Below are 13198 nucleotides of genomic sequence, written 5' to 3'. Positions count from 1 at the left end.
GGAACTTTCCCTCGGGCGCCGGGCGGCCCACAGGCACGGGCCTTGGCTTCGCGGGCATCCGCCCGCGCGGCCGCTCAGCGCGGCTTCAGCGCCTCGACGACCTGGACATGCCCCTGCAGGGCGCCCAGCGTCAGGGCGGAGTTGCCGTTGGTGTCCATGCGGTAGGGGTTGGCGCCGCGGTCGACCAGCAGCTTGGCCACCGCCTCGTGGCCGTTGTTGGCGGCGTACATCAGGGCCGACCAGCCATAGGCGGTCGCCCGGTCCACCGCCACGCCGCGCTGGATCAGCGTGCGCGCCACATCCTCGTGACCGCGCGCCGCCGCCGCCATCAGCGCGGTCTTGCCGTCGCTGTTGGTGGCGTCGAGGTCGGCGCCGCCGTCGGCCAGCGCCTTCACCACCCCGTCATGACCACCCCAGGCGGCGTACATCACCGCGGTCGCCCCGTCGGCGGTGCGCAGGTCGGTGCGGGCGTGGCGGTCGAGCAGCACGCGGACCGCGTCGGTCAGCCCCTGCTCCGCCGCGATCATCAGCAGCGTCTTGCCGCTGTCGAGCCGGGTGTCCGGGCTGGTCCCGCCCTGCAGCGTGCGCGCCAGCTCCGCCGGGTTGCGCAGCAGCGCCAGCACCGATTCGCGGTTCTGGAGGCCGGGCGCCGCGTCGGCCGGAGCCGCCGGGGCCACGCCCGGCGGCGTTCCGCCGGCGGGGGCGGGGCCGGCCGGGCCGGTGTAGGCGCGCTGTTCGGTCGCCGCCCGGATGCGCTCGGCCAGATCGGGGCTGCCGGGGGACACCATCTGCGCCCGCTCGTAGAAGCGCTTGGCCTCCGACCAGTCGCCGTCGCGCTCGGCCAGCATGCCCCAACGGCGGTAGGTGTCCGTCATGGTGGCCAGCAACTCGCCCGCTTCCGGAGCGGTGGGGGCGATCTGGCGCAGGCGCTGCACCGTCTCGTAGGCGTTGTCGCCCGGCGGGGTGGTCAGGCGCTTGCCGGCGATCTGGCGCCGGGCCTGATCGGCCAGGGCGCGCACGCGTTGCGCCGTGTCGGCGGCGGGCGTCGCCGTCTGCGGGACCGCGGGGATCGCCGGGGTCGCCGACGGCTCCTCCAGCGGCGGCAGCGAGGCGCTGCCCGGCGCCGCCTCCGCCGTCCCCGACGCGCTTCCGCTGGCCGCCGGGCTTTTCACCGAGGCGGTCGGGGCGGGATCGGCCGGCGCCGGCGTCGCGGCGGGTGGCGTCGTGGCCGGCGGCAGCGCAGCCGTCTGCACCGGAGCCGTCTGCACCGGCGCCGCGGGCGGAGTGGCGGGCGGAGTGGCCGTCAGAGCGGCGCTCTGGGTCGTGGTGGGTTGGGCGGCGGGCGGCGGCGTGTCGGCGGCGGCCTTGCGGCCGAGCGCCAGCGCGTCGCCCTCCGGCGCGTCCCTGTGGGTGTCGCCGACCAGCCCCTGCACGGTGCGTTCGACCGCGTCGCGGGTGCGGCTCCAACCCTCCCCGATCATCGCCAGCGCCTTGTCCGGCGTGGCACCCGGCACCGCCGTGGCGATCGCCGCGCCGGCGGCCCCCAGCAGGACCAGCGTCGTCAGCGCCGCCCCGGCGTACAGCGCCGTCCGCCGCGGCGCCCTTGCGGTCCCGGCCAGCATCGGGTCGCCAGGACCCGGGCCGCCGGCATGCTCCAGGCCGCCCGGCGTTCCACCCGCCAGTCCGTCGGGACCGCGGTCGCTCCAGTCGAAGCTGGCCGCCCAGTCGTTGGCCGGCTGGGTCGACTCGCGGCGGCCGGTCCGGCCCGCCGGGGACGGGTCCGGCATCGGTTCGGGCGCCGGCTGCGGCGCGGCCAGGATGGCGGCCGGAGCGGGGATCGGAATGGTGAAAGGATCGGAGGCCGGCCCTTCGGCGAACGGCTCTGCAGCGATGGACGCGTCGGGACCCAGGCGGTAGATCACCCCGGTGTCGCGCAGCACATCGGCCAGCCCGGCGCGGGCCAGCGTCCCCTCCAGCTCCGGCGTGCCGCACAGCAACACCTGGAGGAAGCGCCCGGCGGGCGTCTCGGCCCGGGTCAGCTCGACCAGATCGGCCAGCACCGGCGGGGCCAGGACGGTGGCGTTGTCCACCGCCAGCAGGCCGGCGCCGGCCAGTTCCAGACGGTCCTCCAGCGCGCCGATCAGGGCGTCGAACTCGGGCTCGCCGCCCTCCCCCTCGGTCGCCAGATCGGGCAGCGCGCCGGTGCCGGCCGCCGTGATCAGGTCCTCGACCTGCACGCCGACCGAGGCAGTGACCGGCAGCGCCATGGCGCCGTCGGCCTCGACATGCTCGACCAATTGCCGGAACAGGGCGGGCCGGCCCGACCCGGCGTCGCCCAGCAGCACCAGCAGCCGCTTGCGCGCCAGGAAGGCAAGGACGAGCCCATCGCGGATCTCGGCGGCAGAGGCCCCACCGGTGGCCGCACCGGTGCAGGCGGGATCGTGGTGGCCCGGAGCGGCGCGCCGGGCGCGCTGGAGGTGTTTCGGGGCAGAACGGTCCATGGACATCGCACACGCCGATCAGTGAAAAGGTCGCTGATGAGACTCTAGTGATGCGCCCCCCAAGCCCCGACGGCGCAAAGGGCATTACCCCCCTCTCTTCCGGGGAGGCAGGGCTGACCCCAATGGCGCCAACGCGCGCTGGTCCACCGGACGGGGGAGCGGTATAGGGTTGCCCCCGAAGATCCGGCACCGGACCGCCGGATCGCTCTTTTCCACCCGGACGGCGACAGGCCATGCGACTCGGAATTGACCTCGGCGGCAGCAAGATCGCCGCCGTCGCCCTCGACGCGGACGGCACCGAACACGCCCGCCACCGCCGCCCCACCCCGCGCGACTATGATGCGACGCTGGCGGCGTTGGCGGAGACGGTCGCGGCGCTTGATCCGGCCGGCGCGGGCATGGGCACGGGCGTGGGCACGGGCGTGGGTGGTGTCGGCATCAGCCTGCCCGGCGTGGTCGACGGCGCCGCCGGCCGGGTGCGCGCGGTCAACCTGCCCTGGCTCGACGGCCGCCCCTTCGCCGAGGACGTGGCGCGGGCACTCGGCCGGCCGGTGCGGATCGCCAACGACGCCCATTGCTTCACCCTGTCGGAGGCGACCGACGGCGCCGCGGTCGGCGCGCCGGTGGTGTTCGGCGTCATCCTGGGCACCGGCGTCGGCGGCGGGATCGTCGTCGACGGGCGCATCCTGCCCGGCGCCAACGCGCTGGCCGGCGAATGGGGCCACGCCCCGCTGCCCTGGCGGACGGACGCGGACGGGCCGCCGGCCGCCTGCGGCTGCGGCAAGACCGGCTGTCTGGAAACCATGCTGTGCGGCGCCGGCCTGACGCGCCTGCACCATCACCGCACCGGCGAGACGCTCGCCCCGCCGGAGATCGCCGCCCGCGCCACGGCCGGCGATCCGGATGCTGCGGGAACGCTCGACCACCACGCCGACGCGCTGGCGCGGGCGCTGGCCCCGGTGCTGAACCTGCTCGACCCGCAGGTGGTGGTGATCGGCGGCGGCCTGTCCGCCCTGCCCGGCCTGTGCGCGGCGGTCACCCGCCGCTGGGGCGCCTGGACGCTGGCCGCAGCCCCGCGCAACCGGCTGGTCGTCGCCCGCCACGGCGGCGAAAGCGGCATGCGCGGCGCCGCCCGCCTGTGGACGGCCCCACCGCACGCCCCGGCTTGACCCGCAACCAACTGTGGCGAACTGGCACAGGACTTGCGCATTCCCCGGTCGGACCGAACGGGGGGTACGCCCATGATGCGGAAGAAATTGGGGATGCGGGCCACCGGCTCGGGCGTCCATTTGCATTTTGCAAACCGGAACGCAAGGCGGGGCGGAAAAGCGGCGTCGCATTTGCATTTTGCAAATGACCCCGGCACCGGCCGTCACCTTGAACACGCCTGCGCCCGCCTGCAGGACGCGGCGGTGGAGCTGGAAACGGTGCTGGCGCAATTGCACGGCGACGAGCAGGCCGACCTGCATGAGGCCATCGGCTCCATCATGGAGACGCTGCAGTTGATCGCGTCGGCCCACGCCCGGCTGGAGCCGCCGATCGGCGCCGACTGACGGCATCCCAGTCCGTTCGGTGGACTCCCGATGCGAAAAAGGCGGCCCGACCCGGACCGCCCTTTTTCATTCACCGTGTGGCTGGCGCCAACTCAGTCGGTGCCAGTTCAGTCGGTGATGGTCTGCCAGAAGAAGAACGCGACGGCGATGACCATGATGGCGATGTCCATGGGAACGGCTCCTCGTGGATGCGACCGGCCAGCCTGTCGCCTGGGCCCATCGCTTGGTTTTGTATGGGGGTTCTATACGACAGTTCGCGCGCGCAGGGCAGTGGTTCCGTTCACCTGCGGCGTTTTTCACCCGCCGAGCGCCTTGCCGGAGCCTTGGCGCCGGTCGGAAGCGAAATTTTTTTGCCCGCTCCGATTCGGATGTCGCGGGCCTGCCGACGCCGGGTCGTCAGACCGCATGCCAGCGTGACACGCACGCCGCACCACAGACCCGGCGTCGCACCATTCGGAAAAATACTCTGTGTTCCAATGATTTGACCGTCGGGTGAAGCGATCCGCCGACCCCGGCCGACGCGGCATCCCGCACCGTCGGCACCCGACCCGTCAGACAAGCAACCACGCGCCAAGCCGCCAAATCACGCGCGCATCGCAGCGCTATGACCTTTGTCAGGGGTTGCCATCCCCGGTGGCTTTCTGGCAGAAAAAAGGCCGCTGAACACAGCGGCCTTGAGTTTAGGGAGGAAACGCCCAAGAAGGGCGAAGCAGCAATCGCTTGCTGCACTGCAACAGTAACAGAACCCGGGGGACCTGCAACCCCCAAAGGACGGCCCCTTTCCGGGGCCGAAACTTTTCGAAGGGGTCTGTTGCGGTTCAGCCACAGGATAACCACGTCCTTCCGGTTCCGCACGGCGACGGGCTTCCCGGTCGCCGCATCATCGGCAACCGCGCGAGGATGTTCCTGTTGACCCAGCCCACGCCGTCCGCTTACGCGGAGTTCGACGCTTTCGCCGCGGCCCTGGCCGGCCGCCACCCCGCCCTGTTCCTCGATTACGACGGCACGCTGGCCGCCATCGCGCCGCGGCCGGAGCTGGCGGTGATGCCCGACGGCGCGCGCGCGGTGGTGCGCCGGCTGGCGGCGCTATGCCCGGTCGCCTTCGTCAGCGGCCGTGACCTCGACGACCTGACGGCGATGGTGGCGGTGGACGGGCTGGTCTATGCCGGCAGCCACGGCTTCGACCTGCGCGGCCCCAACCTGCAACGGCAGATCGGCGTCGACTATCTTGCCGACCTCGACGGCGCCGAACGGCTGCTGCGCGACCGGCTGGCCGGCCTCACCGGCGTGCTGCTGGAGCGCAAGCGCTTCGCCATCGCCATCCACACCCGCCAAGCCGATCCGGCGCACAAGCCCGCGGTGGCCGACACCGTCCGCGCGGTGGCCAAGGCCCAACCCCGCCTGCGCATGACCGGTGGCAAGGAGCTGTACGAGCTGCGCCCCAACCTACCCTGGGACAAGGGCCGCGCCGTCCTGGCCCTGCTGGAGGAATTGGGTCTGGAGGAGGCCGGGACGGTGCCGGTCTACATCGGCGACGACGAGACCGACGAGGACGCCTTCCGCGCGCTGGCGGACCGCGGAGCCGGCGGTGGCATCGGCATCCGCGTGATGGAGACCCCCGCCCCCACCGCCGCGACCTGGAGCCTGCACGACCCGGACGAAGCGGTGGCGTTCCTCGGCCGGCTGGCCGGCTGGCTGGCGGCGGGGTAAGGCGGCGGGCGGCCGTATTCACCAACCCTTCACCCACCGCCGCTATCCTGACCGCCTCACCAGCCGGATATCACGCCATGGACATCGGATCGGTCGCCGCCACCCCGCTGGCCCAGCCGCAGGCGAGCGCGCTTGGCGGGATGCAGGACGCGCAGGCGCGGGTCGCCGACGCCTCGGCGCAGATCGCCTCGGGCAACCTCGACCCGGCCGTGGTGCTGGACCTGTCGTCGGCGCAGGTCGATTTCGCCGCGAACGCCACGGTGCTTCAGGCGAGCCAGGACAACAGCCGGCACCTGATCGACATGCTGGCGTGATACCGGAACCGGTATCGCCCGCGACGGCGGGCGCCGGAAGGCGCGACGCCTGCGTGGCGGATGAACGCAGCGGTCCGATCGTTTCGGACCGCGCATATGGCGTCAGCCCCGACGGCCCGGCGCGTAGATTTTCGGCTGGGTGAAGTTCAGGTGGTCGAGCAACTGCTGGCTGACGCAGCCGTCGACCGGCAGCTTGGCCGCGCGCTGGTAGGCGCGGATCGCCGAGCGGGTGCGCGCGCCCATCCGGCCGTCGACCGAGCCGGCCTTGAAGCCATGCTCGTTCAGCGCCTCCTGGGTGCCGCTGACGAAGGCCTGACGCATGCTGTCCGGCAGATTGTCCGAGTCGCAGGCGGCGAAGGCCGGCGCAGCGGCCATCAGGGTGGCGGCGCACAGGGCCGGAAGAAGGAAACGGGTCATGGCTGAAACGCTCCGGTTGGTTGGGACCGCGCTCCGGTAAACAGCGGCGGTCGCGCTGTCATTCCACCAGCATTGCCACGAATCGAAAAGGGCGGCCGCAAGCGACCGCCCTTCCCCATCGTCCCGCCGATCAGCCGCCCGCAGCGTGGGCGTCGTCGCTCTGCCCCTTGATGCGCGACGCCAGCGCCGCCTCCAGGAAGGGGTCGAGCGCACCGTCCAGCACCGCCTGGCTCTGCGAGGTCTCCACGTCGGTCCGCAGGTCCTTCACCATCTGGTAGGGGTGCAGGACGTAGGAGCGGATCTGGTGGCCCCAGCCGATGTCGGTCTTGGTCGCCTCCAGCGCGGCGGCGGCGTCCTCGCGGATCTTCAGCTCCCGCTCGTACAGGCGGGCGCGCAGCATGTCCCACGCCTTGGCGCGGTTCTTGTGCTGCGAACGCTCCTGCTGGCAGCTCACCACGATGTTCGTCGGGATGTGCGTGATGCGCACCGCCGAGTCGGTCTTGTTGATGTGCTGCCCACCGGCGCCCGACGCCCGGTAGGTGTCGATGCGGCAGTCCTTCTCGTTGATCTCGATGTCGATCTTGTCGTCGATCACCGGCGACACCGAGACGGCGGCGAAGCTGGTCTGGCGCCGCGCCTGGCTGTCGAACGGGCTGATGCGCACCAGACGGTGCACGCCGGCCTCGGTCTTCAGCCAGCCATAGGCGTTGTGGCCCTTGATCTGCACGGTGGCCGACTTGATGCCGGCCTCTTCGCCCGGCGTCTCGTCCAGCCATTCGGCCTTGTAGCCGTGCTGCTCCGCCCAGCGGGTGTACATGCGCATCAGCATCAGCGCCCAGTCCTGGGCCTCCGTGCCGCCGGCACCGGCGTTCACCTCGACGAAGCAGTCGTTGGCGTCGGCCTCGCCCGACAGCAGGCTTTCCAGCTGGAGCTGGTTGGCCCGCTTGCGCAGGCCGTCGAGCTGGGCCTCGGCGTCGGCGACGACGGTCGCGTCCCCCTCCGCCTCGCCCATCTCGATCAGCTCCAGGCTGTCGGACAGGTCACGCTCCAGCGCGCGATAGCCGGCCACCGCGGTGTCGAGCTGCGTGCGCTCGCGCATGATGGTCTGGGCGCGCGTCGGATCGTCCCACAGCTTGGGATCCTCGGCGAGGTTGTTCAGTTCGTCGAGACGTCGCAGTGCGTTGTCCCAGTCAAAGATGCCTCCTCAGCAGCGCCAGCGATTCTCTGATCTCGCCGGCGGCCGCTTCGATCTCGGCCCGCATGGCGGTGCCTCCTCGTCAGCCAGAGTTGAAAGGTTCGTCGGCTGCATATGTAGCCGCTCGGTCCCCCGCTTGCACCCTCTTATTGGTCATGAACGGCGCGGAGGTGGGCGCAAACGGACCGGCCTTGCCCCCTTCGGGGCCGCCGCAACCCCGGCGTGGCGGTCCTATCCGGTTCGAATCATCCGCCCGCTTCTTTTCAGAGTACGCCCCAAATCCAGCGCCACAACCCTACCGCGGCAACGGGAAATCGCCGAATTCGGGGTTATGGTCGCGCCAACGCTTGGCCGTACCTGCGCACCGACCGTTCCAACCGAGCCTTCCGGGTGCCCGATGAGCTTCACCAGCCTGAGCTTCCTGCTGTTCATCACCCTGTTCAGCGCCGGTTTCCTGGCGCTTGCCCGCACGCGCGCCTTCACGCCGTTCCTGCTGGTCGCCAGCTACATCTTCTACGGTTATTGGGACTACCGGTTCTGCGGGCTGCTGGCGCTCAGCACCTTCATTGATTTCTACTGCGGTCTGAAGATCGCCGACGCGTCCGACCGCCGGACCAAGAAGCTGTTCCTGTTCATCAGCCTGGGCGCCAACCTGGGCATGCTGTTCTTCTTCAAATACTACAATTTCTTCGCCGACAGCGCCGAGGTCGCGCTGGCCACGCTGGGGGTAGAGGTCGGACGACGGACGCTCGACATCCTGCTGCCGGTCGGCATCTCCTTCTACACCTTCCAGAATCTCAGCTACGGCATCGACCTCTACACCGGCGAGCTGAAGGCGCCGGAACGGTCGCTGGTCCGCTACGCCTCCTTCGTCGCCTTCTTCCCCCAGCTGGTGGCCGGCCCGATCGTGCGGGCGCGCGACCTGCTGCCGCAAATCCAGCAGCGGCCGCGCGACGTCCCGTTCCACGAGCGGTTCGCCGGGCTGGAGAAGGTGATCTGGGGCTATTTCCTGAAGATCGGGCTGGCCGACAACGCCGCCGTGGTGGTCGACGCCCGCTTCCACCAGCCGGAGTTCTTCAACGCCGTGCAGCACGTCATCGGGCTGGTCTGCTTCTCGCTGCAGATCTACGGCGACTTTGCCGGCTATTCGTTGATCGCCATCGGGCTGGCGCAGATCTTCGGCTACCACATGTGCGACAACTTCGCCCGCCCCTATTTCGCCACCGGCATGCGCGACTTCTGGCGGCGCTGGCACATCTCGCTGTCCACCTGGTTCCGCGACTATCTCTATGTGCCGATGGGCGGCAGCCGGACGCGCTGGCTGCGCATCCGCAACGTCGTCATCACCATGCTGGTCTCCGGCCTGTGGCACGGCGCCAACTGGACCTTCCTGCTGTGGGGCGCGCTGCACGGCGCCCTGATGCTGGCGGAGGACGGGGTGCGCTGGCTCGCCCGCCACAGCCCGCTGCGGCCGACCGGCATGGCGCTGGCGGCCGGGCGGCTGGTGATGGTCGGGCTGGTCTTCGCCGTCGTCACGCTCGCCTGGCTGCCCTTCCGCGCCGACAACCTCCACACGGTGTGGACCATCCTGTCGATCATCGGGCAGGGCATCGCCCACGGCGATCTCGGCCTGTCGCATGGCAACCAGCAGGCCAGTTCGCTCGTTCGCGTCGCCATCACCGGCCTGATCGTGCTGACGGTCGACGCCCTGATCGAACGCGGCGCCGGCCGCCGCTACGCCGGGGTCAACGTGGTGGCGCGGTCGCTGGCCTGCTCCGCCCTGATCCTGGTGATGCTGCTGTTCGGCAGCTTCGCCAACCACGCCTTCATCTACTTCCAGTTCTGACGTCCTGTTGACGGAGACTTCCCCATGATCCGCCTTCTGGCTTGCATCGCGCTGATCGTCGCCACCGTCACGGCGATGGACCGGGTCCTGGCCTCGGGCCTGGGCGACCTGCTGCTGCGCTCCAGCGACCGCTTCATGGCGATCTACCGTCCGCCGGCAGCGGGCGGGCAGCCCGCGGATGTGGTGGTGCTCGGCAACTCGCGGGCGGACAACCACTTCCCGGTGTCCGCCGTGAAGGCGGCGACCTGCGGCGAGGCGCTGAACCTCGGCATGGGCGGCGCCCCGACCGTGCTGTCGTCGCTGCTGTGGGAGGATTACGTCGAGCGTCACGGCGCCCCGCGCCTGCTGATCCTGGAGCCGACCGGCGTGGTCGACAACCCGCGCGACCTCGCCGACCTGCCGATGCTGGCCTACTACTCGCCGCGCATCGACGCCTTCGTCCGCGACACCGACCGGTCGCTGTGGATGGCCAACCACGCCTTCCACCTGATGACCTTCAACAACAACCAGACCATGCGGCTGGCGGCCGGGCTGCTGAAGCCGGCCGGCGAGCGCACGCTGGACGGCGTCATCCCGGAACCGCTGAAGGCCCAGCTCGCCGCCGCGCCGGCGGAGCTGATGACCGCCGCGGCACCCAACTGGGAGGCGCTGGACCGCATCATCCGCAGCGCCCAGGCCCACGGCACCCGCGTGGCGGTGGTCATCACCCCCTACTTCCCGACCTACATCGGCAAGCTGACCAACTTCGACGCCTTCTTCGCCGAGCTGAAGACCCGCCTGCCCGCCGGCGTCACCGTGATCGACGCCCGCCGCGCCGTGGACCGCGAGGAGCTGTTCATGGACGCGCTGCACGTCAACGACGCCGGCGTCCGCGCGATGTTCGCCGCGCTGGAACCGGACCTGCGCCCGCTCGGCACCTGCCCGGTGGACGCCATCGCCTCGCTGTCGGCGGCGGGAGAGACGACGCACTGAGCGGGGTGGCGCCACGGCCCCCTCCCTAACCCTCCCCCACTTTCAGCGGGAGAGGGAACGGCCGCCGCCTTGCCGACTCACCCTCTCTCGCTGAAAGCGGGGGAGGGAGGGAGGGTGCACCCGCACCAAGGGCTCAATACAGCCCGCCGGTCCCCAGCGTCGCCGCCGCGGGCGGTGCGTTCGCCTCGGCCGGGCCGCCAAAGCCCAGGGCGGCGTTCGGGTCACCCAGCGTCCCGCTGCTCTGCGACGAGCCGTCCAGCACGACCTGCGGCTGGTCCGGGTTTGGTTCGGTGCCCGGCAGGAAGGCTTCCCAGATCGCCCGGCTGTCGCCGGGCTGGGCCAGCTGGCCGTTCGCCGGGTTGACGCGGACCAGACGCAAGCCGGGCGGCACGCGGAACGGCGTCGCCGGCTTGTCCTTCAGCGCCACCTGCATGACCTCCTTGAACACCGGCACCGCGGCGGAGCCGCCGGTCTCATGCCCGCCCAGCGAGCGCGGCTGGTCGAAGCCGATGTAGGTGCCGACGACGAGGTCGGGCGAGAAGCCCATGAACCACGCGTCGTGGCTGTCGTTGGTGGTGCCGGTCTTGCCGGCCAGCGGCTTGCCGAGCGACTTCAGCGCCGCGGCGGTGCCGCGCTGGACGACGCCCTCCAGGATCGAGACGATCTGGTAGGTGGTGCGCGGGTCGTTGACCTGCTCGCGGGTGTCGGGCACCGCCGGCACCGTCATCCCGTCCTTCCACGCCACGCTGGTGCAGTTGTCGCAGGTGCGGGTGTCGTGGCGGAAGACGGTCTTGCCGTTGCGGTCCTGCACCCGGTCGATGAAGGTCGGCACCACCCGCTTGCCGCCGTTGTCCAGCATGGCGTAGGCGGTGGCCATCCGCAGCACCGTCGTCTCGCCGGCGCCCAGCGCCATCGGCAGGTAGGGCTGCAGATTGTCCATGATGCCGAACTTCTCGACCAGCGCCTTGACCTTGTCCATGCCGATCTGCTGGGCGAGGCGGACGGTCATGACGTTGCGCGACTTCTCGATGCCGACGCGCAGCGGGGTCGGGCCGTAGAACTCGTGGCTGTAGTTCTCCGGCCGCCAGACCGGCTGGCCGCCGCCCGGGTTGTATTCGAACGGCGCGTCCATCACCAGCGACGACGGGGTGAAGCCCTGGTTCAGCGCCGTCAGATAGACGAAGGGCTTGAACGACGAGCCGGGCTGGCGCATCGCCTGGGTGGCGCGGTTGAACACGCTCATCTGCGGCGAGAAGCCGCCGACCATCGCCAGCACGCGGCCGGTGTGCGGGTCGAGCGCGACCAGACCGCCCTGCACCGCCGGGATCTGGCGCAGGCCGTAGCTGCCCGGCGGCAGTTCCTTGGCGGCGGACTTGTCGTTCTTCTTCGCCGGCTTCTCGTCCTCGTCCTTGCTCGGCGGGCCGCTCACCGGCTCGACCAGCAGGAGGTCGCCCAGCTTGGCGACGTCCGACGGCTTGCGCACCGCCGGGCCGAGATTCTCGTTCTCCTTCCAGGCGCGCGCCCAGCGCAGTTCCGACATCGGGATGCGGCCGCGCGTGCCGTCGGTCAGCCCGATGTCGAGCCCGTCGGCCTGGTCGTCCTTCAGCACCACCGCCAGCTTCCAGCCCTCCGCCCCCGCCGGGTGCGGGATGGCCGCCAGCTTCTTGGGCCAGCCGTCGAAATTCTCCATGCGGCCGACCGGGCCGCGCCAGCCGTGGCGGCGGTCGTAGGCGATCAGCCCGTCGCGCAGCGACTTGGTCGCCGCGACCTGGAGCTGCGGGTCCATCGAGGCGCGGACCGACAGCCCGCCCTCGTACAGCGCCTGCTCGCCGTAGAGCTTCACCAGCTCGCGCCGGACCTCTTCGGAGAAATACTCCGCCGTCACCGTCTCCTGCTCGTCGCGCTTGCGGGTGGCGAGCGGGCGGGCCTGGGCGGCGCGCGCCTCGTCCGGCGTGACGTAGCCGTCCTCGGCCATGCGGCCGATCACCCAGTTGCGGCGGGCGACGGCGGCGTCGTGCTGACGGTCGGGGTTGTAGTTGGACGGCGCCTTGGGCAGGGCCGCCAGGAAGGCGACCTCCTCCACGCTCAGCTCGTCCAGCGCCTTGTTGAAGTAGTTCATCGCCGCGGCGGCCACGCCGTAGGAACGGTTCCCCAGGAAGATCTCGTTGAGGTACAGCTCCATGATGCGGTCCTTGCTGAAGGCCCGCTCGATGCGGACCGCCAGGATCGCCTCCTTGATCTTGCGGGCGAAGGACACCTCGTTGGTCAGCAGCATGTTCTTGGCGACCTGCTGCGTGATCGTGCTGGCGCCGACCGGACGGCGGTCGCGGCCGAAATTCTCGATGTTGACCAGGATGGCGCGGGCGATGCCGATCGGGTCGACGCCCTGGTGGTCGTAGAAATTCTTGTCCTCGGCCGCCATGAACGCGTTGATCACCCGCTTCGGCATGGCGTCGATCGGCACGAAGACGCGCCGTTCGGACGCGAATTCGGCCATCAGCCGGCCGTCGCCGGCGTAGATGCGCGTGGTCACCGGCGGCTGGTAGTTCGCCAGCTTCGTGTAGTCGGGCAGATCGCGGTCGTAATGCTCGAACAGGTAGACCAGCCCGCCGGCGCCGACCAGCGCCAGCATCACGAAGGCCATCAACAGGGACAGAAGAAGGCGCATGACCGATCCCGCAAGAAACGAC

The 13198-nt window shown here is 70.8% G+C and carries 10 protein-coding genes; 6 read left to right on the top strand and 4 right to left on the bottom strand.

Annotated elements, in window-relative coordinates; genetic code table 11:
• Positions 1-74 precede the first annotated feature (74 nt).
• Entirely contained in the window at positions 75-2501 is a 2427-nt protein-coding gene (locus tag TSO352_RS24095; RefSeq protein WP_109110845.1) for an ankyrin repeat domain-containing protein, read from the bottom strand.
• A gap of 233 nt (positions 2502-2734) precedes the next feature.
• On the opposite strand from TSO352_RS24095, the gene TSO352_RS24090 reads away from it, so the two are divergent.
• From TSO352_RS24090 to TSO352_RS24075, 4 genes are all read left to right on the top strand, one after another.
• Positions 2735-3670 carry an ROK family protein gene (locus tag TSO352_RS24090; RefSeq protein WP_109109692.1) on the top strand — a complete coding sequence of 312 codons (936 nt, stop codon included), beginning with the start codon at positions 2735-2737 and terminating at the stop codon, positions 3668-3670.
• A gap of 171 nt (positions 3671-3841) precedes the next feature.
• The gene (locus tag TSO352_RS24085; RefSeq protein ID WP_247872371.1) at positions 3842-4054 is read left to right on the top strand and encodes a hypothetical protein; all 213 of its coding nucleotides are present in this window, start codon (positions 3842-3844) and stop codon (positions 4052-4054) included.
• A gap of 909 nt (positions 4055-4963) precedes the next feature.
• Entirely contained in the window at positions 4964-5764 is an 801-nt protein-coding gene (otsB, locus tag TSO352_RS24080; protein ID WP_109110844.1) for a trehalose-phosphatase, read from the top strand.
• A gap of 77 nt (positions 5765-5841) precedes the next feature.
• The gene (locus TSO352_RS24075; RefSeq protein ID WP_109109690.1) at positions 5842-6078 is read left to right on the top strand and encodes a hypothetical protein; all 237 of its coding nucleotides are present in this window, start codon (positions 5842-5844) and stop codon (positions 6076-6078) included.
• Between the two features lie 102 nt (positions 6079-6180).
• On the opposite strand, the gene TSO352_RS24070 is transcribed toward TSO352_RS24075, so the two are convergent.
• Together TSO352_RS24070 and prfB are read right to left on the bottom strand one after the other, a co-directional pair.
• Positions 6181-6495 (bottom strand): peptidoglycan-binding domain-containing protein, encoded by a 315-nt coding sequence (locus TSO352_RS24070; protein ID WP_109109689.1) that lies wholly within the window; start codon positions 6493-6495, stop codon positions 6181-6183.
• Between the two features lie 130 nt (positions 6496-6625).
• A protein-coding gene (gene prfB, locus TSO352_RS24065) for a peptide chain release factor 2 (RefSeq protein WP_109109688.1) occupies positions 6626-7757 on the bottom strand; the annotation gives its coding sequence in 2 pieces (ribosomal slippage) (positions 6626-7687 and positions 7689-7757; 1131 coding nt in all).
• A gap of 330 nt (positions 7758-8087) precedes the next feature.
• On the opposite strand from prfB, the gene TSO352_RS24060 reads away from it, so the two are divergent.
• Positions 8088-9536, top strand: coding sequence for an MBOAT family O-acyltransferase (locus TSO352_RS24060; RefSeq protein WP_109109687.1), 1449 nt, complete (start codon positions 8088-8090; stop codon positions 9534-9536).
• A 24-nt stretch (positions 9537-9560) separates the two neighbouring features.
• Positions 9561-10508: a hypothetical protein gene (locus TSO352_RS24055; RefSeq protein ID WP_109109686.1), complete on the top strand. Its 948-nt coding sequence runs from the start codon at positions 9561-9563 to the stop codon at positions 10506-10508.
• Between the two features lie 133 nt (positions 10509-10641).
• Here the strand turns inward: TSO352_RS24055 and TSO352_RS24050 are convergent, their stop codons facing one another.
• Positions 10642-13176: a penicillin-binding protein 1A gene (locus TSO352_RS24050; protein ID WP_109109685.1), complete on the bottom strand. Its 2535-nt coding sequence runs from the start codon at positions 13174-13176 to the stop codon at positions 10642-10644.
• Between the last annotated feature and the right edge of the window lie 22 nt (positions 13177-13198).

Source organism: Azospirillum sp. TSO35-2 (assembly GCF_003116095.1).
Classification (GTDB): domain Bacteria; phylum Pseudomonadota; class Alphaproteobacteria; order Azospirillales; family Azospirillaceae; genus Azospirillum.
This window is presented reverse-complemented; position numbering and strand designations above follow the sequence as displayed.

Coding starts and splice junctions, on each gene's coding strand:
- TSO352_RS24095 (WP_109110845.1), bottom strand. CDS start 2,501: ATGGACCGTTCTGCCCCGAAACACCTCCAGCGCGCCCGGCGCGCCGCT.
- TSO352_RS24090 (WP_109109692.1), top strand. CDS start 2,735: ATGCGACTCGGAATTGACCTCGGCGGCAGCAAGATCGCCGCCGTCGCC.
- TSO352_RS24075 (WP_109109690.1), top strand. CDS start 5,842: ATGGACATCGGATCGGTCGCCGCCACCCCGCTGGCCCAGCCGCAGGCG.
- TSO352_RS24070 (WP_109109689.1), bottom strand. CDS start 6,495: ATGACCCGTTTCCTTCTTCCGGCCCTGTGCGCCGCCACCCTGATGGCC.
- TSO352_RS24060 (WP_109109687.1), top strand. CDS start 8,088: ATGAGCTTCACCAGCCTGAGCTTCCTGCTGTTCATCACCCTGTTCAGC.
- TSO352_RS24055 (WP_109109686.1), top strand. CDS start 9,561: ATGATCCGCCTTCTGGCTTGCATCGCGCTGATCGTCGCCACCGTCACG.
- TSO352_RS24050 (WP_109109685.1), bottom strand. CDS start 13,176: ATGCGCCTTCTTCTGTCCCTGTTGATGGCCTTCGTGATGCTGGCGCTG.